This is a genomic window from Pseudoxanthomonas sp. SE1 (assembly GCF_029542205.1).
GTDB lineage: Bacteria > Pseudomonadota > Gammaproteobacteria > Xanthomonadales > Xanthomonadaceae > Pseudoxanthomonas_A.
Map to the genome: position 1 here is coordinate 3,494,028 of NZ_CP113783.1, position 19,328 is coordinate 3,513,355.

The window sequence follows — 19,328 nt, forward strand, 5'->3', positions numbered from 1 at the left end:
CCAACCACCGGAGAACCCTCGTCATGCGCTTCATTCCACGCACCTTCCACCTGGCCTGCGCGCTCCTGCTGGCCACCCTCGCCACACCGCTGCACGCGGCGGATGCAGGCAGGATCCTGATCGTCGTCAGCGGCGAAGGCCGCGACCAGGGCAAGACCCGCCCGGGCTACGAGTTCGACGAACTGTCGCAGGCATGGCTGATCTTCAAGGCGAACGGCTTCGCCATCGAGGTCGCCAGTCCGCAAGGAGGAGCCGTGGAAGCCGACAAGTACAACCCGCAGGAACCCTTCAATGCCGCCCTGCTCGCCGATGCGGACGCCACACGCGTGCTCGCCGACACGCGGAAAACCCGCGACGTGAAGGCGAGCGACTACGCCGCCATCTACGTGGTCGGCGGCAAGGGCGCGATGTTCGATCTGCCGCGCGACGCCGCGCTGGCATCGCTGCTGGCCGATGCGTACGACCACGGCGCGGTGATCGGCGCGGTCTGCCACGGACCGGCCGCGCTCGTCGACGTCCGCCTGCGCAATGGCGCGTCGCTCGTGGACGGCAAGACCTTGACCGGCTTCACCAACGAGGAGGAGGCCCTGTTCGGCAAGCGCTGGGCGAAGGAGTTTCCCTGGCTGCTGGAAGACAGGCTGCGCGAGCGCGGTGCGCGCTGGGAGGAAGCACCGCTGATGATGGTGAAGGTCGTCGTGGATGGTCGCCTCGTCACCGGGCAGAACCCCTACTCCACCGCGGGCGTCGCCGAGGCCATCGTGCGCGCGACGGGGCGCACGCCGGTCGCACGCACGCCGTGGCGCGACGAACTGACGATGGCGCTCGCGGCACAGGCGCGCGAGGGCGATATCGAGGGCGTCGCGGCCGCCCTGTCGACCGACACCACGCGCTACCACGTCGACCTGCTCGGTCTGCTGGGCTACTACCAGGCGCAAGCCGCCACCCGCGACGATGACGTGCGCCATGCACTGCGGCTGATGCAGCTGGCGATGCCGTACATGGCGCAACCCGAACTGAAACTCGGTGCCGCCGAAGCGCATCTGCGACTGGGTGAGCGTGCGCAGGCCAAGGCACTGGTGCAACGCCTGCTGGAAGGCAAGCCCGACATGGAAGAAGCTAGGGCCCTCCTGCAACGCATCGACGGCTGAACGATGAAGCCTTCCGCGCTCCGCATCCTGGTGATCGAGGACAACCCGTTGCTGCGCGCGCAGCTCGATGGCCTGTTCACGGCGGAAGGCATCCATGCCGAGTTCGCCGGCGACGGACTGAGCGGGCTTCAGATGGCGCTGGCGTCGCCGCCGGACGTGCTGGTGCTGGACTTGGGACTGCCCGGGCTTGATGGCATCCGTCTCTGCGAGCGCCTGCGGGCGGAGGCCGACCGGCATGTCCCCGTGCTGATGCTGACTGCACGCGACGCGCTGGAGGACAAGCTGCAGGGCTTCCGCGCCGGCACCGACGACTACCTGGTGAAGCCGTTCGCGGGCGCGGAGCTGCTGGCGCGCTGCATCGCCTTGTCGCAACGCCACCGTGCCGGGAAGACACACGTGCTGCGGATCGGCACACTGGAGGTCGACCGCCGCCACGGCCATGCGCGCCGCGGGGACCGCGAGCTGGACCTCCATGCCACCAGCTACCAGATCCTGCTGGCGCTTGCCGAGGCCTGGCCCCGCACGCTGACGCGCAGCGACCTGGTCCAGCGACTGTGGGACGATGCGCCACCCGAGTCCGATCCCCTTCGCACCCATCTCTACCTGCTGCGGCAGGCGCTGGACAAACCGTTCGCCACGCCGATGCTGAAGACCGTGCATGGCGTCGGTTTCCGGCTGGAGGCCGACGCATGATGCCCTCCGGCCCGTCGCGCCGACGCCTGCGCAACCGCCTGATGCTGGCGTTCGCCGGCTTCACCCTGCTGGTCGCTGCCGTGTTCGCGTTGTACGTCGTGCTGTTCGTGTACGCGGTGGAAGACCAGCTCTTCGAGACGATGCTGGACCGCGAGGTCGCCGCGCAGCAGGCGTACCACGAGGAACATGGCGACTGGACCACGCCACGCGACGGCTTCATGTCCATCGCGACAACGGCGTCGGCCCTGCCCGACGGCATCGCCGACGTCCTGCGCGAGGAGCCGCGACGACGCGAATTCGCCGGCGCGGAGGGCCGCCACTACCACGTGCGCATGCTGCCATCACGCGATGCGGGCGAACCGGCCGCGTGGCTGGTCGCCGAAGTCAGCTCCCTGCTTGTCGTCCGGCCGATGCGTGCGCAGATCGTGCAGTTGCTGGTGTGGTCCGGGGTCGCCATGGTGGCGTTCGCCCTGCTGCTGGGCGGCTGGCTGGCGCGGCGCACCACCGCGCCGCTGTCGCGGCTGGCGGATGCCGTGGGCGATGCGACACCGGAACGGCTGCCGCCCGGTTTCGCCGCCGGTTTCCCGGACGACGAGGTTGGCGTGGTCGCCCGCCGGCTGGATGACCTGATCGCACGCGTTCGGGATTTCGTCGAGCGCGAACGGGAATTCACCCGTGACGCCAGCCACGAACTGCGCACGCCGTTGACGGTGATCCGCACCGCGACGGAACGGTTGGGCATGGAAGCCGGTTTGTCCGATGCGGCACGACGCCACCTGGACCACATCGCGCAATCGTCGCGCCAGCTCGAACAGACCGTCGCGCTGCTGCTTTCGCTGGCACGGGAGCAGGCATCGCCCGAATCGGAGACCAGGACGCCGGTGCTGCCGCTGCTGGAACGCGTCATCGTCGAGCAGTCTCCGCTGCTGGAGCACAAGCCGGTCGAGGTGCGGGTCGATGTCGCAACCCACGTCTTCACGACACTGCCGGCGACCGTGCTGAACATCCTGCTGTCGAATCTCGTCGGCAACGCCTTCGCGCACACCTGCGCCGGTCACATCGTCATCGACATGCAAGACAGCGCGTTGCGCATCGCCAATCCCGGTGGCGACGTGCGCGATGTCGACTTCGAACCGTTCGTGAAAAGCGGCGACAGCAGCGGCTTCGGCCTTGGACTGTCGATCGTGCAGCGGCTCTGCGAGCGCCACGGCATCGCGCTGCGGATCGATAGCGCGGCGGGCCGGACGATTGCGCGGCTCACGCTGCCTGCGGGCTGATCACGCCACCGTCCGGTCCGCGAACGCGCGCAGCGCGGCGTGCAGGCGCTGCAGGCCGTCGGCCACTTCCGCATCGGTGATGTTGAGCGAGGGCACGAAGCGCAGCACGTCGGGGCCGGCCTGCAGCATCAGCAGGCCCTGCGCCGCGGCCAGGTCGAGCACTTCGCCGGCACGCCCCGCGTACTTCGCATTGAGCACCGCGCCCAGCATCAGGCCACGACCGCGCACCTGCGAGAACAGGCCGAGTTCCGCATTCATCGCGTCCAGTCCCTTGCGCAACGCGGCCGCCTGGCGGGCGACATTGTTGGCGATCTGCGGCGAAGCCAGCTTGCGCAGCGCCACGCGCGCCACCGCGGCCGCCAGCGGATTGCCGCCGAAGGTGGTGCCATGCGCGCCGAACTGCATCACCTCGGCCACCTTGGGTCCGGCCAGCATCGCGCCGATCGGGAAGCCTCCGCCCAGCGCCTTGGCCAGCGTCACGATGTCCGGCACCACGCCGTCCTGCCAGTGGGCGAACAGCGTGCCGGTGCGCCCCATGCCCGCCTGGATTTCGTCCAGCACCAGCAGCGCACCATGGTGATCGCACAGCGCGCGCACGCCCGCCAGGAAGCCGGGCGCGGCCGGCATCACGCCGCCCTCGCCCTGCACCGGCTCCAGCATCACGGCAGCCACGTCGCCGCAGGACATGGCGATTTCCAGCTGGGTCAGGTCGTTGAAATCGACGTAGCGGAAACCAGCGGGCAGGGGCTCGTAGCCCTCCTGGTACTTCGGTTGCGCCGTCGCCGTCACGGTGGCCAGCGTGCGGCCATGGAAACTGCCACGGAACGTCACGATCACGCGCTGGTCCGGTGCACGACCCTGCGCGGCGGCCCACTTGCGCACCAGCTTGATCGCCGCTTCATTGGCCTCCGCGCCGGAATTGCACAGGAACACGCGCTCGGCGAAGCGCGACGCGGTGACCAGTTCCTCGGCCAGGCGCAGCGGCGGCTCGCTGTAGAAGACGTTGCTGGTATGCCACAGCTTGCCCGCCTGCTCGGTCAGCGCCGCGACCAGGTCGGGATCGTTGTGGCCAAGGCCGCAGACGGCGATGCCGGCCGACAGGTCCAGGTACTCGCGGCCCTCGCTGTCCCACACCCGTGCGCCCTGGCCGCGCTCCAGGATCACCTCGCGCGGACGGTAGACCGGCAGGTAGTAACGCTGTCCGTTCGACAGCAGGTCGGGAGTCGTGGCGCTCATGGTCTGGCAGGCAGCAGGCGGGGGCCATATTGTGACGCAAGCGGGCAGGCACCGCAGGCAGGGGCCGAGGCAGGCAGCCACGTGTTGGTGCATCATGGCGACCCATGAAGTTCCAGCCGCGCCTGTTTTCGGACCCCCAGCTCAACCCCGCCACCGAGGACGGCTGGAGAAGGCGCTGGTTCGACATCATCTACCGGCACGACACGCCGCCGTCGCGCAATTTCGATCTCGTGCTGGTGCTGGCCATCCTCGCCAGCGTCATCGTCATCATGCTGGACAGCGTGCAGTCCTTCCACGCGCGTCATGCCGACGTGCTCTACGCGGCCGAATGGGCGTTCACGCTGCTGTTCACCGCCGAATACGCACTGCGGCTGGCGACCGTGCGGCGGCCGCTGCGCTACGCAATCAGCATCTGGGGGATCATCGACCTGCTGTCCATCCTGCCGACCTACCTGTCGGTGCTGGTACCGGGCGCGCAGAGCCTGCTGGTGGTACGCATCCTGCGCATCCTGCGGCTGTTCCGCATCCTGAAACTGACCCAGTACGTCGAGGAGAGTGGACAACTGGTGGGCGCGCTGTGGCGCAGCCGGCGCAAGATCTTCGTCTTCGTCTGCGCGGTGCTCACGCTGGTCGTCATCTTCGGCGCCCTGATGTACGTGGTCGAAGGCCCGGAGCACGGCTTCACCAGCATCCCCACCAGCATGTACTGGGCCATCGTGACGATGGCGACCGTCGGTTTCGGCGACATCGCGCCGCAGACCACCGCCGGCCGTGCGATCACCTCGGTGCTGATCCTGATCGGTTACAGCATCATCGCCGTGCCCACCGGCATCTACACGGCGGAGCTGGCCAGCAGCCTGCGCGAGGCCTCCCACGAGCGTGGGCACCTGGACCGCCGCGGCTGTCCGGAGTGCGGGCTGGAAGGCCACGATCCCGACGCCCTGCACTGCCGCCACTGCGGCTCGCGGCTCCACGCGCCGATGGGCTGAAGCGGCTCAGCCCGCGAACGCAATCTCCGCGGCAGGCAATGCACGGATGCTCACACCGAAGCTGCGGATCGCCGGCAGCGTGGCGTTGTGGTGCGTGCGGATCTGGTCGGCCGTCGCGTGCGCCTTGTCGTGGGTGGTGTGCGCGTCGGCGGCCAGCACCACGTGGTACCCATGCGCCGCCGCGCTGCGCGTGGTGGTATCCACGCAGAACTCCGTCGCGTAGCCGCACAGCACCACGCCCTCCACCCCGCAGAACGACAGCACCTCGTCCAGCCCGGTGCGAAGGAACGCGTCCGGCGTGCTCTTGCGGATACGGTGGTCGCCCTCGGCCACCGACAACGCGGGATGCAGCGCCCAGCCCGTGGATTGCGGCTCCAGGTCGCCCGCGCGTTCATGCTGCACGAAGATCACGGGCATGCCGGCATCGCGGGCCTTCGCCGACAGCGCGTTGATGCGCTCGATCACGCCATCGGCATCAGCCGGCGACGGTTGCGGCTCGAACAGGCCACGCTGCACATCGATCACGACCAGGGCAAGGTTCATCTGTCGGGCTCCTTCTTGCGGATGCGTCACCAGCTTCCCGTATTCGGCATCGAAAGCCAAGGCTCCTGCGGCGGCAGCGCGGCACCCTTCTGCAACAATTCGATCGAGATCAGGTCCGGCGTCCGGACGAAGGCCATGCGGCCATCGCGCGGCGGGCGGTTGATGGTGATGCCCAGCGACTGCAAGTGCGCGCAGGTCGCATGGATGTCATCGACCTCGAACGCGAGATGGCCGAAGTTGCGCGCGCTGCCATAGTCCTCGGCAGGCGATCCGTCTTCCGGCGGCCAGTTGTAGGTCAGTTCGATCTCCGCTTCCGGATTGGCCGGCGCGCCGAAATAGACCAGGGTGAAACGCCCCTGCGGGCTCTCCATGCGGCGGGTTTCCACCAGGCCCAGGCCTTCGGTGAGGAAGCGGCCGGTGGCTTCGAGATCGTGGACGCGGATCATCGCGTGCAGGTATTTCATGACAGCCTCATGTCGGAACGGAAGAGCGGTTTCGGTGCGCCCACGCATGGGCCAGCAGGCAGGCGATGATCAGCACGCTGTACTCGGCGCCATTGCGGCCAAGGCCCACGACGAACCAGCCCGCCGGCGCGTGCACCAGCCAGATGCCGCAGGCGTAGATCGCGCTGAACACCAGCGCGATCGGCGTGATCCATCGGCCCGCCGCGAACAGCGGCGCCGCGACCAGTTCGAACACCGTCACGAACCACGCGATCCCCAGTCCGAACGGAAATCCGCGCGACTCCAGGAATACGCCGAAAGGCGCCACGCCATCGGCCAGCACGCGCGCGACGCCATGGACGAAAAGCAGCGCGGCCAGGGCGATGCGGATGAACGCCAGCGCCTGGCGTCCTGCGGTTTCAGATGGCGACATCGTCGTGGCTCCTCTTCATGACCGGCATCGAACGCAGGTTGCGCGGCACGCGGGGCCGCGCCTGCCCGCTACGACAGGAACAGATCCGGCAACAGCGATTGCGACGGATCGACGGCATACGGCGTGAAATCCATGACGCCCGTTTCGCGCAGCACATCCTCATCGATCAGGAAGTGACCGTGGAAACCGCGCGCCTCGCGGGCGAGCACGGCATGCGCGGCGTCGGCGACGATCTGCGGCGTGCGGCAGCGCGGGATCTCCACGCCGGGAATCATGTTCAACGCATCGGTGGCGATGATGGTGCGCGGCCACAGGGCATTCACTGCGATGCCCTGCGGACCGAACTCGCCGGCCAACCCCAGGGTCACGAAGCTCATGCCCATCTTCGCCAACGTGTAACCGGTGTGCGGCGCCCACCACTTCGGGTCCAGCGTGGGCGGCGGCGCGAGCGTCAGGATGTGCGGATTGGCGGCCTGCTTCAGGTAGGGAAGCGCGGCCTGCGCGCACAGGAAGCTGCCGCGCGCGTTGACCTGCTGCATCAGGTCGAAGCGCTTCATCGGCGTGTCCAGCGCACCGGCCAGCCAGATGGCGCTGGCGTTGTTGACCAGGATATCGATGCCACCGAAGGCGTCGAAGGTCGCGGCCATCGCGGCCTTCACCTCGTCCTCTTCGCGGATGTCGCACTTCAGCGCCAGTCCCCGCCCCCCGGCGTCGTTGACCGCCTGCGCGGCGGTGTGGATGGTGCCGGGCAGTTTCGGATTGGGCACCGACGATTTGGCCGCGATCGCCACGTTGGCGCCGTCGCGCGCCGCGCGCAGGGCGATGGCCAGGCCGATGCCGCGCGAAGCGCCGGTGATGAACAGGGTTTTGCCTGCGAGGTTCATGTCGTTTCCTGGTCTCTACAAACCGTCATTGCAGGAGCGCCCGTGGGACGCTCCTGCAGGTCCGGGAGCTGCAACGCCGGGCCTCATGGCTTCGGCCCCTGTCCTTCGTTATCTTCCCACTTCAACAGCCGGCGCGTGATGAAACGATAGACCGGCTTTCCTGTGCGGAACCACAGGTCGCGCAGCCAGGACGTGCGCTTGAGTACGCGCTTCTCGACCGGCGTCAGCGAGGCGCCGCAGTACATGCGCTTGTGCTTGAGCAGATGGCGCAGGTCCTGCCGCGCCAGCAGGCGCATCCAGCGCGAGCGCGGATCGCCGCGGGTGGCGAGCTGGAAATCGATGATCGCCGGGCGGCCGTCTTCCAGCACCAACCAGTTCGCCTCCTTGGCGAGATCGTTGTGGGCGATGCCCCGGCGGTGCAGTTGCTGCAGCAGCCGGCGCGCGGCGCGGAAGTAGGCCAGGTCGCCACGCGGCGGCCGCTGGTACATCGCTGCGCCCTCCATGTAGCTGCGGTCGAGCCGGCGGCCGGTCCAGTCGAGCAGTTGGGGGACATCGGCCATGCCGGCGACCTTGCGCAATGCAAGCGCCTCGCGCCTCGCCAGCCACCAGGCCGGAAACCTCAACCACAGCGGGACGTGTGCAAGGTCACGACGTACGAATGGGCCTCCGCCCCCCTGCATCAACGAGATGCGGCCGAAGCTGTCGGCCTTGAGTGCAGCGATTTCGGAGGGCGAGCGCAAGTCCACGACGTCATTCTACCGTCCATAGGTCGCAGACGCCGGTCATGTGCCGCCGCCTATAATCCGGCGATGGAGTCCTCCTGGTTCGACAACCTGCTGGCCTGGATCAGCGCGCATCCCGTGGCCGCAGGGCTGGTGATCTTCGCCATCGCCTTCTGCGATGCGGTGATCATCATGGGCGCCATCGTGCCGGCCCTGCCGTTGCTGTTCGCGGTCGGCGTGCTGATCGGCCTGGGCGAAATCTCGGGTCCCTACGCCGTCCTCTGCGCGACGCTGGGCGCGCTCCTGGGCGACGCGACCAGTTACTGGGTCGGTCATCGCTGGGGCCAGCAGCTGCGCACGGTGTGGCCGTTCCGCAAGTATCCGCAGCTGCTCGACCGCGGCGAACTGCTGTTCCGCCGCAATGCATGGAAGAGCATCTTCATCGCGCGCTTCGTTGGCCCCATCCGGCCGTTCGTGCCGGCGGTCGCCGGCATCTCGCGCATGCCGCTGCGGCGCTATGCCGTGGCAAGCGGTGCGGCCTGCGTGGCATGGGCGGTGGCCTTCCTGCTGCCCGGCTGGGTGCTGGGCCACGCATACGATGCCGTGGCCGCCGTGGCGGGCCGACTGGCGCTGGTCCTGGGACTGCTGGTGCTGGTGATCGCGCTGGCATGGGCCATGGTGCTGTACACCTATCGCTGGTTTGCGGCCCACGCCGATGCCCTGCTGGCGCGCGCACTGGCGTGGTCGCACGCACATCCGGTGCTCGGCCGTTACACCGCCGCGGTCTTCGAGCCTGCGCGGCGCGAATCCGTGCCGCTGGCCCTGCTGGCCATCCTGTTGCTGGCGATCGTGTGGGTATGGTTCGCGTTCCTCATCATCGTGATCGGCCATGGCGAGCCGCTGGCGGCGGACCTGTGGGTGTACGAGTTGATGCGCGCGTTGCGCAACCCGCTGGCGGATCATCCCCTCGCCGCGATCGCCTCGCTCGGCGACGAACAGGTGCTGGCCCCGGCATCGCTGCTGGTCCTCGGCTACCTGTGCTGGCGCAAGCGCTGGATGGCGGCCGCACACTGGCTGGCCGCCATCGCCTTCGGCCTGGCCCTGACGGCGTGGCTGGGCGCGTCAGTGGATATTCCGAAGCCCCCCAGTGTCAGCAGCGGGTTCGGCTTCCCGTCCATCGCGGTGACGATGTCGACGATCACCTTCGGCTTCTTCGCCGTGCTGATCGCGCGCGAACTGCCGGGCCGCACGCGCGTGTGGCCGTACCTGGTCTCGGGCATCGTGGTGGCGCTGATCGGCTTCGCGCGCATCTACCTGGGCGCGCACTGGCTCAGCGACATCATCGGCGGCATGTTGTTCGGCCTGGTGTGGCTGCTGGTGCTGGGCATCGCGTACCGGCGCCGCATGGTGCGCTCGTTCTGGATCAAGCCCATCGCGTGGCTGTTCTACGGCAGCTTCGTGCTGGCCGGGCTGTGGCATGCGCCGCGCAACGTGGAGCACATGCTGGCGCAGTTCCAGACACCGGTGATCGAACGGACGGTCGCGCTGCAGGACTGGTGGCAGCGCGACTGGCAGGCATTGCCGGCGCGCCGCAACGAGTTCGACGACGAACAGCGCTGGCCGCTGGACGTGCAGGTCGCCGGGCCGCTGGCGCCGCTGAAGGCCAGCCTGACGGCCGCCGGTTGGCGCGAACAACCGCAGGCCGGGTGGGAGGAAGCCCTGAACCTGCTCGACAGCGACCTGCCCGACGATGAGCAACCCGTGCTCCCCGCCACGCTCGACACGCGCGCTGAAAGCCTGCTGATGGTGCGCAAGGGCGACCAGCCGGGCGAAGTGTTCGTGCTGCGCCTGTGGCCGGCCGACACGCGCCTGCTGCCCGGCGATGTGCCGCTTTGGATCGGCAGTGCGCAGGTGCTGCAGCAGCAGCGCGCCTTCAACCTGGTGCGTCTGTGGCGGCCGTTACGCGAGGCGCGCACGGCGCTGGATGCGGTGACGCAGGCCACGCCGGATCTCGCCCACGTGATCGCGCCGCATCCGGACTCCGGGCTGCCGGTGCTGCGCTTGCGTACCGACGACGAGGCGGTCCCGCCCTGACTCAGCGGGAAGGTTCCTGGAGGAGGGCCGACCAGCCGTGCGGCTGTTGAAAGCCAGTTCCGATGCCACCCCGTCAAACATCCCGGAATTCAGAACGTGCGGTCGGGGCTGAAGCCCCTCCTACCGGGGCGGTGTCAGTCGATCCACTCCAGCAGGCGCTGCAGGCGTGCGTGCACGTCGTCTTCCTGCAGGATCGACACGCGCTGCTCGGGCGTGATCGGCAGCACCTGCGCCAATCGCCATCCCACCCAGGCGGCGTGCTCGAAGATGCGCGGCGGCAGGCCATTCAGATCGGTGCCCACCTTTTCCATCATGGTCTGCAGCAAGGTGCCCAGCAGTGCGTGCTCGGGACGGATCTCCCAGTCCTCGTCGGCGCACAGCCATTCCACATCCGCCATCACCAGCCCGTTGTCGCGAACGCGCGTGCGGACCACGTGGAAACGCCGGTGCCCGCGCACGCGCAGCGACAACAGCCCGTCCTCGCCCATGTCGAAGTTCTCGATCCGCGCTTCGACGCCGTAGGCCGCCGGCGTCGCGGGCGCCCCCGCCTCGCTGCCCTCCAGGATCAGGCAGACCCCGAATCCGCCACCGGAACGCCCGCAGTCGCGGACCAGATCCAGGTAGCGCCGCTCGAAGATGCGCAGATCCATCGCGGCACCAGGCAGCAGCACCTTGTGCAGGGGGAACAGCGGCAGGGATTCGTGCGCCATGGCGGCCACCTCAGCCTTGCAGTGCCGCCAGAAAGCGTCGCGGCGCACCGTCGAAGCCGCCATTGGACATGAACACCACGTGGTCGCCCGGCCGCGCCTGCGTCTTCAACGCCGCGATCAGCGCATCGGCGTCGGGCACGGTGCGCGCGTCGCCACGGATGGCGGCGACGATCTTGCCGGCGTCCCATGCGAGTTCCGGCCGGTGCAGGAAGACGACCGCGTCGGCGATGTCGAGCGACGGTGCCAGCGCCCCGGCATGCGCGCCGGAGCGCATCGAGTTGCTGCGCGGTTCCATCGCCACCAGGATGCGTGCCTCGCCGACACGCGCACGCAGGCCTTCCAGCGTGGTGTGGATGGCGGTGGGATGGTGCGCGAAATCGTCGTAGACGGTGATGCCGTCGTGCTGGCCGATCACTTCCATCCGCCGCTTCACGCTGCGGAACGCCGCCAGCGCCGGCAGCACGGTGGCGACATCGACGCCGACCGCATGGCATGCGGCGAGCGCGGCCAGGCCGTTGAGCACGTTGTGGCGGCCGAGCATGGGCCAGTGCACCTCGCCGATCTCGTTGCCGTGGTGGCGTACGGCGAACGCGCTGCCGTCTTCGCGGATCAGGCGCGCGCTCCACTCCAGTGCGGCATCGAAGCCGAAGCGTTCCACCGGCGTCCAGCACCCCATGGCCAGCACTTCGGCCAGCCTCTGGTCCTCGCCATTGACGATCAGGCGACCACGGCGCGGCACGGTACGCACAAGGTGGTGGAACTGGCGCTGGATCGCGGCCACGTCGGGAAAGATGTCGGCGTGGTCGTATTCCAGGTTGTTGAGGATGGCGACCAGCGGGCGGTAGTGGACGAACTTGCTGCGCTTGTCGAAGAAGGCCGTGTCGTATTCGTCGGCCTCGACCACGAACTCGCGGCCGCCGCCGATGCGCGCGGACACGCCGAAGTCCTCGGCCACGCCGCCGATCAGGAAGCCGGGCGAACGCCCCGCCGCGTCCAGCAGGTAGGTCAGGATGGTCGTCGTGGTGGTCTTGCCGTGCGTGCCCGCCACGGCCAGGGTGTCGCGGCCCGGCAGCACGCGCTCGGACAGCCACTGCGCGCCGGAGATGTAGCGCCGGCCCTGGTCCAGCACCGCCTCGACCGCGGGGTTGCCGCGAGACAAGGCATTGCCGATCACGATCTCGTCGCAGTCCGGCGCGATGTTCTGAGGCTGGTAGCCCTGCGCCAGCGCGATGCCGAGCTTTTCGAGCTGGGTCGACATGGGCGGGTAGATGGCCTGGTCGCTGCCTTCGACGGTGTGGCCGAGTTCGCGGGCCAGGGCGGCCACGCCGCCCATGAAGGTGCCGGCGATGCCGAGGATGTGGATCTTCAAGACTGCAGTTCCGGGATGAGTCCGCGAACTTTAGCCGAGCGCGCTGGGTTCGGCACCTCCTGCAAGACGTGGGCGTGACGCGGGTTCAGCGGGAAAAATGCAGGGTCTGCAGATCCAGGCCGTCGCTCTCGGCCTTCACCACCAGCGTGTTGCACCCGGGCGCGAGCGGCAGCGCGCGGAATCCGCGGGCGCGCTCGGCGGCCTTCACCGGTACTCCGTTGAGCACCAGCGAGACACGCCCCTTGCCGCGCCCGTCCAGCGCCAGTCGATACCGGCCGCCAGTGCCGGCATCGAAGGTGTACTTGAGCCACTCGCCGCGTCGCATGCCGGCGACATGGAGCGCACCGTCGGCGTCCTTGCCGAGGTCCACCCCATCGTTGCGGTAGGTCATGGCCGGATTCCACACCACGCGTTCGCCACCGTCGGAGATATGGTGGTTGGCCGGCGTCAGGTCATGGTAGGCGACGCCATTGCGGCCCATGTCGAAATCGACCGCCGCGATGCGGCCTCCTTCCCTGCCGATCACATGGGTCTTGAACGGCACCGACTGATCCGAATGCGGCGCGCGGAACAACGCATCGATCACGTCCGGGTGCTGCACGTTGTCCTCATGGCGCACGTCCTGGCGGGCGAACCGCATCAGAGCCGTCTCTGCTGCTTCCGGCGAGGGGCGCGGACCCTCGCCCTTCCAGTACGCCAGCACCTGCCGGTAGCCCGCATTTGGCACGATCTGCAGCGGATTGTTGTAGCGGATCTTCTTCAGCGGCCACCACGCCCAGCCGATGCCCTCGCCCTCGACAAGGGCGACGGTGCGGGCGAACCAGTCGTTGGAGTTCTCGCCGGTCTCGCCCAGCCACAGCGGCATCTTGTGCTTGTCGCGCAGCGCCAGCAGGTCGGCGATGCTGTCGCGCGTGGTGACGTTCCAGTACTTGTGGAAGCTGATCACCAGATTGTCGTCCCACGGGCCGTCGTCGAGCACGCCGCGGTAGTTGTTGCCCCAGCAGTTGCCTTCGATGACGATGATGTGGCGCGTGTCCACCTCGCGGATCGCACGTGTCGTGCGCACCAGCAGGTCCTTCAGCGGTGCGTTGTCATTCTCCTTGCAGCCGTTGGTGTCGGCCTTGTCGGCGAAGCCCCAGTTGGGCTCGTTGATGATGTCGTAGGCGGCGATGTACGGCTCATCGCTGTAGCGCTGCGCCAGCTTCTTCCACAACGCGACCATCTTGTCCTGGTGGCGCGGGTCGTCCCACAGCGAGGGCTGCGTGGGGTCGCGGTCGGCGATGTTGTTGTCGTTGCCCTGCCCGCCGGGCGCGGCGTGCAGGTCGAGGATCAGGTACAGGTCGTTGGCCTTGGCCCAGGCCAGCAGTTCGTCGGTGCGGCGGAAGCCTTCCTCCACCCAGGTCTGCCGGCCGGCGACCGGCTCCTGCTCCACCGGCAGCGTGTACAGGGCGTAGTGCATCGGCAGGCGCACGGAGTTGAAACCCCAGCGCGCCATCGCGTCGATGTCGGCCTTGGTCGTGTGGTTGTCGCGCCAGGCCTGGTAGAACGCCTCGGCCTTCTCCGTCCCGATCAGCTCGACGATGCGCGCATGGATGCTGCGTTGGGTGCCTACGCCGTCGATGTCCAGCATGTAGCCTTCCTGCAGCATCCAGCCGCCCAGGCCCATGCCGCGCAGGATCACCGGCCTGCCTGATTCGTCGACGATCTGCGGGCCCTGCGTGCGCAGGAAGTCCTTGGCTTCGGCTACGGATACGGCGAGCAGGCTGGCAAGCAGCAGGCAGGCGATGCGCTTCATCGGCGGCTCCGGGTGACCCCTCGGGACCCGGACCATAACAGCCGGCCCCACGGACGGCGATGCCCGCCATCACAGCCCTCAACGACGAAGCCCCGCATGGCGGGGCTTCGTGGAGTCACGTCCGGGAATGCGGGAACGTCAGCCCACTTCCTTGGCCGGCGCCAGCGCCTCGGTGATGCGGGTGAACACCTCGTCCAGCGAACCCACGCCGTCCACCACGGTCAGCTGACCATGCTGGCGGTAGTAGTCGATCACCGGCGCGGTCTGGGTGGTGTACTTGTCCAGGCGGTTGCGCACCACCTCGGGCGTGTCGTCGTCGCGGCCTTCCGCAGCGGCACGGCCGGCGATGCGCTCGACCAGCAGGTCGGCCGGGACCTCCAGTTGCACCGCATAGTCCATGGGCTGGCCCAGCCTGGCCAGCAACGTGCCCAGCGCATCGGCCTGGGCCTGGTTGCGCGGATAACCGTCCAGGATGAAGCCGTTGGCGGTGTCGGGGCGGGCGAAGCGGTCTTCCAGCATGCCGAGCAGGATGTCGTCGCTGACGAAGTCGCCGCGCGCCATGATTTCCTTGGCCTGCAGGCCCAGCGGGCTGCCGGCGGCCACTTCGGCGCGCAGCAGGTCGCCGGTGGAGATGTGCGGTACCTGCAGGTAGTCCTTCAGGCGCGCCGCCTGAGTGCCCTTGCCCGACCCGGGTGGGCCCAGTAGAACCAATCGCATGCTGTAACTCCCAAGCTGGAATCCTGCGGGCGGTGGACCGCGCCGGGCGCCGGGCGCCGCGCTGCACCGCGTCATCTGTGTGAAGCTTACCGCATCCCGGCAACCCGGAACGAACCCCACATGGCATCTGGCACCCTACTTTATGCGCAGTCCGGCGGCGTCACCGCCGTCATCAACGCCTCCGCATCGGCGGTCATCACCGAAGCGCGGGCCCGGAAAATCAAGGTCTTGGCGGCGCGCAACGGCATCCTCGGCGCACTTCGCGAAGACCTGATCGACACCAGCAAGGAGTCGGCGGCCGCCATCCGCGCACTCGCCCACACCCCGGGCGGCGCCTTCGGCAGCTGCCGCGTGAAGCTGAAATCGCTGGAGGCCGACCGCGCGAAGTACGAGCGCCTGCTGGCGGTGCTGAAGGCGCACGACGTGCGTTACTTCCTCTACAACGGCGGCAACGATTCGGCCGACACGGCGTGGAAGGTCTCGCAGCTGGCGCAGGCCTTCGACTACCCGCTGACCTGCATCGGCGTGCCGAAGACGGTCGACAACGACCTGGCCGTCACCGACACCTGCCCCGGCTTCGGCTCGGCGGCGAAGTACACGGCGGTCTCCGTGCGCGAGGCTGCGCTGGACGTGGCCGCGATGGCGGAAACTTCCACCAAGGTGTTCGTCTACGAGGCCATGGGCCGGCACGCCGGCTGGCTGGCCGCGGCGGCGGGCATGGCCGGGCAGACGCCTGACGAGGCGCCGCACATCATCCTGTTCCCGGAGCGCGCCTACGACGAGACGCAGTTCCTTGCGCAGGTGAAGAAGGTCGTCGACCGCGTCGGCTGGTGCGTGGTGGTGGCCAGCGAGGGCATCCAGCATGCCGATGGCCGCTTCGTCGCCGATGCCGGCGGCGGCAAGGATTCGTTCGGCCATACGCAGCTCGGTGGTGTGGCTTCTTATCTGGCGGGCCGGGTGAAGGACCAGTTGGGCCTGAAGGTGCACTGGACCTTGCCCGACTATCTGCAGCGCTCCGCGCGCCACATCGCCTCGAAGACCGACTGGGAGCAGGCGCAGGCCGTCGGCAAGGCGGCCGTGCAGTTCGCGCTGAAGGGACAGAATGCGGTGATGCCGGTGATCGTGCGCACGTCCGACGCGCCGTTCCGCTGGAAGATCGAGGCCGCGCCGCTGTCGAAAGTGGCCAACCACGAGAAGAAGTTCCCGCCGGGCTTCATCCGCAAGGATGGCTACGGCATCACCCCGGCCGCACGGAAGTACCTGCAACCGCTGATCCGCGGCGAAGCCTACCCCCCGTATGGCACCGATGGCCTGCCGAAGTACGTCGCGCTGAAGAACGTGGCGGTGAAGAAGAAGCTGCCTGCCTGGGAAGGCTGATCGCCTGATGGGCATCCGCATCGTCCGCCTCGGCAGTCCGCGCGCGAAGGACGAAGGCCTGCGCATCGGCACGGTGCGCAGGCCGCCACGTGGCGTGCCGAAGGCGGAGTTCGCGGCGCAGGACTGGTACGACGTCTGGTATCCCAATCTCGCGCCCAGCACGGAGCTGGTGAAGCAAGCGCAGGAGGCGACGACACCCAAGGACTGGGCTGCCTTCGCCAGGAAGTACCGCACCGAGATGGCCGTGCCCGACAATGCCCGCACGCTGGACCTGCTTGCTGCGCTGTCGCACGGCAGCGACTTCTCGGTGGGCTGCTACTGCGAGGATGAAGCACACTGCCACCGGTCGGTGCTGCGCGCGCTGCTGGCCGAACGCGGCGCCATCATCAAGGCAGGATGACTTCAGGCACCGGTCCGTCGAAACGGGCGGTGCTAGCGTGGGCTCCTCGCCTTCGCTCAAGGATCCCGCCATGTTCCGCAAAGTGCTCATCGGACTGCTTGCCGTCGCCATCGGTCTGGCCATCGCGGGCGCCGGCTACCGTTTCGGCCAATACCTCGCGCAGAAAGACAATGCGGCTTCGTTCGTCGGTGAGACATCCTGATCGATGCCATCCATCGCGCCAGGATGATGCAATGGACGACCTGCTCGCCGAACTGACGGCGCTGGAAACCGAACTCCACCACCCCGGCGCGACGTGCTCGCGCGAGCGGCTGGAGCGCCTGTTGCATGCCGACTTCCATGAGGTGGGCCGTTCGGGCACGCGCTACACGCGGCAGACCGTCATCGACTTTCTCGTCGATCGCCCGTCTCCGCCCCGCGTCCTCGCCTACGATCACCACATCGAGCGGCTCTCGGACGGCGTGGTGTTGCTGCACTTCGCTTCGCACGGAATCGCGGCCGATGGCACACGGCACAATGCCGCGCTGCGCATGTCGGTGTGGCGACATACCGCGCTCGGCTGGCAGCTGTCGTATCACCAGGGTACCCCTGCCGCTTCGTAGCGGACGCCCCCGACATCGGGCCCTGGCCACGGAATGGCCGCTTCCCCCGCTTGGCGACCCCCTTCTGTTGCGCTAGCGTTGCCACCAGGGGGGAACATGCAAAGACAATGGACATGCGTGGGCGCGGGCCTGCTCGCGGTACTGTGCGCCTTGCCGTGCGGCGCGCAGGACGCACCGGTGCCGCCTGCTCCCTTTAGCGGTGAAACAGCGCAGCCTGCGTGCTGCGTACTGCCTGATGGCACGCTGCTCGTCATCGAGATACTCGACCCCATCAGTTCCGCGCACGCCCACCGCGGCGACGTCTTCCGTCTGCGCCTGAAGGAAGCGGTGGTCGTGGACGATGCGGTCGTGATCCCCGCCGGTATCGAAGGCGTCGGCGAGATCGTCCATGCCGAGCCCTCGCGCGGTGGAGGCAAGCCCGGCGAACTCATCCTCGCGGCGCGTAGCCTCCAGATCGGCGACCACACCATCCGGCTGCGCGGCTTCAAGCTGGGAGGTGCTGGACGCGACACCAGCGGCGCCGCACTGGGCGCGTCGCTGGGCATCGGACCCTTCGCGCACTTCATCCACGGCAAGGAAATCGAAATACCCGCGCTGACGACGGCGACGGCCAAGCTGGCCGGCTCCTTCTCCACGGAAGCCGCCACGAGCGGCATCGCGCCAGACGCGGCGACCCCGACGCCCTCGATGCCCGACATCCCATCCACCCCGAAACCACCCGACACACAGGAGTAACCCATGCGTCATCCGTTGAACCGTTCGCTGCTCTGCCTCGCCCTGCTGCTGCCGATGGCGGCCGGCCACGCCCAATCGCAGGAGGCCGCTGCGCCTGCCGCCACCGAAGCACCCGAGGCAGCGCCCGCGCCTGCGCCGGCAGCGGGCGACAGCCTGATCGGAGCACCGTCCGAAGGCATGGGCCAGATCGTGTTCTTCCGCGAGAAGAAATTCGCCGGCGCCGCCGTGAAGTACAAGGTCCGCGAAGGCGAAACGGAGCTCGGCAAGCTCAGCAGCGGCACGTACTTCGTCGCCTCCGTCGCGCCGGGCACCCATCAGTACACGGTGCACTCCGAAGCCAAGGATGTGCTGACACTGGAAGTGGAAGCAGGCGAGACCTACTACGTGCTCGGCTCGATCACGATGGGCTTCATGGCCGGTCGCCCGAACCTGTCGCCTTCCGACGAGGCTGCCTTCAACGGCATGGCGAAAGAGCTCAAGCCCGCGAAGAAGTAAGCGCGGACGCGGACCCCGCGGCGACGGTTTCCCCCAGGGACACCGTCGCCGTCCTTATCTGCAGGCCTTGCCTTCCACCTCGAGTTTCGCCGCATACAACGTCAGCGACGGCGCCTGTGCGGCGGTGCCCGCCTGCTGCTTCGCGTCCTGCAGGTAGATGCGGGACTGGCCCTGGCCGTCCAGCGGTGGCGGCGCGGCGCTGCCGGGCTTGCGCCACACGCGCACGACTGCCTGTTGCGACGGACACGCGGCATTCGGCACGCGGATGAGGTCATTGAGCTTCCAGCCAGTCGCGACCGATGGCTTCGCTTTGTCGAAATCGATGAAGCGTGCACGCGGCTGGCACTGCGGGCTTGTGCGCACCGGGGCATAGCGATAGGGCTGCGCTGCGTCGCCGGTGAAGGCGCCCTCCAACCGCGCGCAGGCCTCGGGGATCTGACGCAGGCTGTGCACCGCACCGACGGCCTGCGGCGCACCTGCGGGTCGTTGGATCTCGGGCACCGGATCGGCCGCCCACGCGGGCAACGCCATCACCAGGCACACGACAAACAGCGGAAGTGCGACGGTCTGACGCATGGCAACTCCTTGAAACGGATACGGAAACAGGATCAGGGTCGCAAGGCTGGCATGGAATGCCTGAACCGGTCCGTCACCGCTGGCGGCATG

General features: G+C 68.3%; 22 protein-coding genes. 11 read left to right on the top strand and 11 right to left on the bottom strand.

The annotated features are described in order from the left end of the window. Positions 1-23 precede the first annotated feature (23 nt). From OY559_RS16530 to OY559_RS16540, 3 genes are read left to right on the top strand one after another with little or no spacing between them, the layout of a single operon-like run. A complete protein-coding gene (locus tag OY559_RS16530) occupies positions 24-1,148 on the top strand; it encodes a DJ-1/PfpI family protein (RefSeq protein ID WP_277727337.1) in 1,125 nt (374 codons plus the stop codon). Positions 1,149-1,151: 3 nt separating this feature from the next. Beyond that, complete coding sequence (locus tag OY559_RS16535; protein WP_277727338.1) at positions 1,152-1,841, top strand: response regulator transcription factor; 690 nt, start codon at positions 1,152-1,154, stop codon at positions 1,839-1,841. Continuing rightward, positions 1,838-3,118 (top strand): sensor histidine kinase, encoded by a 1,281-nt coding sequence (locus OY559_RS16540; protein WP_277727339.1) that lies wholly within the window; start codon positions 1,838-1,840, stop codon positions 3,116-3,118. Before OY559_RS16535 ends, OY559_RS16540 begins: the two co-directional genes overlap by 4 nt. Here OY559_RS16540 and OY559_RS16545 read toward each other — a convergent pair whose 3' ends face one another. Then, entirely contained in the window at positions 3,119-4,354 is a 1,236-nt protein-coding gene (locus OY559_RS16545; RefSeq protein WP_277727341.1) for an acetylornithine transaminase, read from the bottom strand. It lies immediately after the preceding gene. A 104-nt stretch (positions 4,355-4,458) separates the two neighbouring features. On the opposite strand from OY559_RS16545, the gene OY559_RS16550 reads away from it, so the two are divergent. Continuing rightward, positions 4,459-5,343 carry an ion transporter gene (locus OY559_RS16550; protein ID WP_277727343.1) on the top strand — a complete coding sequence of 295 codons (885 nt, stop codon included), beginning with the start codon at positions 4,459-4,461 and terminating at the stop codon, positions 5,341-5,343. A gap of 6 nt (positions 5,344-5,349) precedes the next feature. Here OY559_RS16550 and OY559_RS16555 read toward each other — a convergent pair whose 3' ends face one another. The 5 genes from OY559_RS16555 to OY559_RS16575 all read right to left on the bottom strand — a co-directional run bounded on the left by OY559_RS16555 (position 5,350) and on the right by OY559_RS16575 (position 8,326). Beyond that, on the bottom strand, positions 5,350-5,886 hold the full coding sequence (locus OY559_RS16555; RefSeq protein ID WP_277727344.1) for a cysteine hydrolase family protein: 537 nt from the start codon (positions 5,884-5,886) through the stop codon (positions 5,350-5,352). A 26-nt stretch (positions 5,887-5,912) separates the two neighbouring features. Then, positions 5,913-6,350, bottom strand: coding sequence for a VOC family protein (locus OY559_RS16560; protein ID WP_277727345.1), 438 nt, complete (start codon positions 6,348-6,350; stop codon positions 5,913-5,915). A gap of 7 nt (positions 6,351-6,357) precedes the next feature. Continuing rightward, complete coding sequence (locus tag OY559_RS16565; RefSeq protein ID WP_277727346.1) at positions 6,358-6,762, bottom strand: DoxX family protein; 405 nt, start codon at positions 6,760-6,762, stop codon at positions 6,358-6,360. Between the two features lie 68 nt (positions 6,763-6,830). Further along, positions 6,831-7,646, bottom strand: coding sequence for an SDR family oxidoreductase (locus OY559_RS16570; protein WP_277727347.1), 816 nt, complete (start codon positions 7,644-7,646; stop codon positions 6,831-6,833). Between the two features lie 83 nt (positions 7,647-7,729). Then, a complete protein-coding gene (locus OY559_RS16575) occupies positions 7,730-8,326 on the bottom strand; it encodes a phosphotransferase (RefSeq protein WP_277730036.1) in 597 nt (198 codons plus the stop codon). A gap of 129 nt (positions 8,327-8,455) precedes the next feature. Here OY559_RS16575 and OY559_RS16580 point away from each other — a divergent pair, with 129 nt between their 5' ends. Further along, positions 8,456-10,462, top strand: a complete 2,007-nt coding sequence (locus OY559_RS16580) for a bifunctional DedA family/phosphatase PAP2 family protein (RefSeq protein ID WP_277727348.1) — start codon at positions 8,456-8,458, stop codon at positions 10,460-10,462. A gap of 134 nt (positions 10,463-10,596) precedes the next feature. Here the strand turns inward: OY559_RS16580 and OY559_RS16585 are convergent, their stop codons facing one another. The 4 genes from OY559_RS16585 to OY559_RS16600 form a co-directional block, all read right to left on the bottom strand. After that, the gene (locus tag OY559_RS16585) at positions 10,597-11,172 is read right to left on the bottom strand and encodes an LON peptidase substrate-binding domain-containing protein (protein WP_277727349.1); all 576 of its coding nucleotides are present in this window, start codon (positions 11,170-11,172) and stop codon (positions 10,597-10,599) included. A 10-nt stretch (positions 11,173-11,182) separates the two neighbouring features. Next, positions 11,183-12,505: a UDP-N-acetylmuramate:L-alanyl-gamma-D-glutamyl-meso-diaminopimelate ligase gene (mpl, locus tag OY559_RS16590; RefSeq protein WP_277730037.1), complete on the bottom strand. Its 1,323-nt coding sequence runs from the start codon at positions 12,503-12,505 to the stop codon at positions 11,183-11,185. Between the two features lie 121 nt (positions 12,506-12,626). Beyond that, positions 12,627-14,336 carry a cellulase family glycosylhydrolase gene (locus OY559_RS16595; RefSeq protein ID WP_277727350.1) on the bottom strand — a complete coding sequence of 570 codons (1,710 nt, stop codon included), beginning with the start codon at positions 14,334-14,336 and terminating at the stop codon, positions 12,627-12,629. Positions 14,337-14,474: 138 nt separating this feature from the next. Then, positions 14,475-15,053 carry an adenylate kinase gene (locus OY559_RS16600; protein ID WP_142125568.1) on the bottom strand — a complete coding sequence of 193 codons (579 nt, stop codon included), beginning with the start codon at positions 15,051-15,053 and terminating at the stop codon, positions 14,475-14,477. 120 nt (positions 15,054-15,173) lie between these two features. Between OY559_RS16600 and OY559_RS16605 the strand changes: the two genes are divergently transcribed. The 6 genes from OY559_RS16605 (at position 15,174) to OY559_RS16630 (ending at position 18,662) form a co-directional block, all read left to right on the top strand. Continuing rightward, positions 15,174-16,430 (top strand): 6-phosphofructokinase, encoded by a 1,257-nt coding sequence (locus OY559_RS16605; RefSeq protein ID WP_277727351.1) that lies wholly within the window; start codon positions 15,174-15,176, stop codon positions 16,428-16,430. Positions 16,431-16,437: 7 nt separating this feature from the next. Next, the gene (locus tag OY559_RS16610) at positions 16,438-16,830 is read left to right on the top strand and encodes a DUF488 domain-containing protein (protein ID WP_277727352.1); all 393 of its coding nucleotides are present in this window, start codon (positions 16,438-16,440) and stop codon (positions 16,828-16,830) included. Between the two features lie 70 nt (positions 16,831-16,900). Further along, a complete protein-coding gene (locus tag OY559_RS16615) occupies positions 16,901-17,032 on the top strand; it encodes a hypothetical protein (RefSeq protein ID WP_277727353.1) in 132 nt (43 codons plus the stop codon). A 31-nt stretch (positions 17,033-17,063) separates the two neighbouring features. Further along, positions 17,064-17,432, top strand: a complete 369-nt coding sequence (locus OY559_RS16620) for a nuclear transport factor 2 family protein (RefSeq protein ID WP_277727354.1) — start codon at positions 17,064-17,066, stop codon at positions 17,430-17,432. Positions 17,433-17,528: 96 nt separating this feature from the next. Further along, positions 17,529-18,167, top strand: coding sequence for a hypothetical protein (locus tag OY559_RS16625; protein WP_277727356.1), 639 nt, complete (start codon positions 17,529-17,531; stop codon positions 18,165-18,167). Positions 18,168-18,170: 3 nt separating this feature from the next. After that, positions 18,171-18,662 carry a DUF2846 domain-containing protein gene (locus OY559_RS16630; RefSeq protein WP_192202167.1) on the top strand — a complete coding sequence of 164 codons (492 nt, stop codon included), beginning with the start codon at positions 18,171-18,173 and terminating at the stop codon, positions 18,660-18,662. Between the two features lie 54 nt (positions 18,663-18,716). Here the strand turns inward: OY559_RS16630 and OY559_RS16635 are convergent, their stop codons facing one another. Next, positions 18,717-19,238 carry a hypothetical protein gene (locus OY559_RS16635; protein ID WP_277727357.1) on the bottom strand — a complete coding sequence of 174 codons (522 nt, stop codon included), beginning with the start codon at positions 19,236-19,238 and terminating at the stop codon, positions 18,717-18,719. Positions 19,239-19,328: the final 90 nt, after the last annotated feature.

Bases quoted from the DNA above. Each gene is read 5' to 3' on its own strand.
- OY559_RS16530 (WP_277727337.1), top strand. From the start codon at position 24: ATGCGCTTCATTCCACGCACCTTCCACCTGGCCTGCGCGCTCCTGCTG.
- OY559_RS16535 (WP_277727338.1), top strand. From the start codon at position 1,152: ATGAAGCCTTCCGCGCTCCGCATCCTGGTGATCGAGGACAACCCGTTG.
- OY559_RS16540 (WP_277727339.1), top strand. From the start codon at position 1,838: ATGATGCCCTCCGGCCCGTCGCGCCGACGCCTGCGCAACCGCCTGATG.
- OY559_RS16545 (WP_277727341.1), bottom strand. From the start codon at position 4,354: ATGAGCGCCACGACTCCCGACCTGCTGTCGAACGGACAGCGTTACTAC.
- OY559_RS16550 (WP_277727343.1), top strand. From the start codon at position 4,459: ATGAAGTTCCAGCCGCGCCTGTTTTCGGACCCCCAGCTCAACCCCGCC.
- OY559_RS16555 (WP_277727344.1), bottom strand. From the start codon at position 5,886: ATGAACCTTGCCCTGGTCGTGATCGATGTGCAGCGTGGCCTGTTCGAG.
- OY559_RS16560 (WP_277727345.1), bottom strand. From the start codon at position 6,350: ATGAAATACCTGCACGCGATGATCCGCGTCCACGATCTCGAAGCCACC.
- OY559_RS16565 (WP_277727346.1), bottom strand. From the start codon at position 6,762: ATGTCGCCATCTGAAACCGCAGGACGCCAGGCGCTGGCGTTCATCCGC.
- OY559_RS16570 (WP_277727347.1), bottom strand. From the start codon at position 7,646: ATGAACCTCGCAGGCAAAACCCTGTTCATCACCGGCGCTTCGCGCGGC.
- OY559_RS16575 (WP_277730036.1), bottom strand. From the start codon at position 8,326: ATGCAGGGGGGCGGAGGCCCATTCGTACGTCGTGACCTTGCACACGTC.
- OY559_RS16580 (WP_277727348.1), top strand. From the start codon at position 8,456: ATGGAGTCCTCCTGGTTCGACAACCTGCTGGCCTGGATCAGCGCGCAT.
- OY559_RS16585 (WP_277727349.1), bottom strand. From the start codon at position 11,172: ATGGCGCACGAATCCCTGCCGCTGTTCCCCCTGCACAAGGTGCTGCTG.
- mpl (WP_277730037.1), bottom strand. From the start codon at position 12,505: ATGGGCGGCGTGGCCGCCCTGGCCCGCGAACTCGGCCACACCGTCGAA.
- OY559_RS16595 (WP_277727350.1), bottom strand. From the start codon at position 14,336: ATGAAGCGCATCGCCTGCCTGCTGCTTGCCAGCCTGCTCGCCGTATCC.
- OY559_RS16600 (WP_142125568.1), bottom strand. From the start codon at position 15,053: ATGCGATTGGTTCTACTGGGCCCACCCGGGTCGGGCAAGGGCACTCAG.
- OY559_RS16605 (WP_277727351.1), top strand. From the start codon at position 15,174: ATGGCATCTGGCACCCTACTTTATGCGCAGTCCGGCGGCGTCACCGCC.
- OY559_RS16610 (WP_277727352.1), top strand. From the start codon at position 16,438: ATGGGCATCCGCATCGTCCGCCTCGGCAGTCCGCGCGCGAAGGACGAA.
- OY559_RS16615 (WP_277727353.1), top strand. From the start codon at position 16,901: ATGTTCCGCAAAGTGCTCATCGGACTGCTTGCCGTCGCCATCGGTCTG.
- OY559_RS16620 (WP_277727354.1), top strand. From the start codon at position 17,064: ATGGACGACCTGCTCGCCGAACTGACGGCGCTGGAAACCGAACTCCAC.
- OY559_RS16625 (WP_277727356.1), top strand. From the start codon at position 17,529: ATGCAAAGACAATGGACATGCGTGGGCGCGGGCCTGCTCGCGGTACTG.
- OY559_RS16630 (WP_192202167.1), top strand. From the start codon at position 18,171: ATGCGTCATCCGTTGAACCGTTCGCTGCTCTGCCTCGCCCTGCTGCTG.
- OY559_RS16635 (WP_277727357.1), bottom strand. From the start codon at position 19,238: ATGCGTCAGACCGTCGCACTTCCGCTGTTTGTCGTGTGCCTGGTGATG.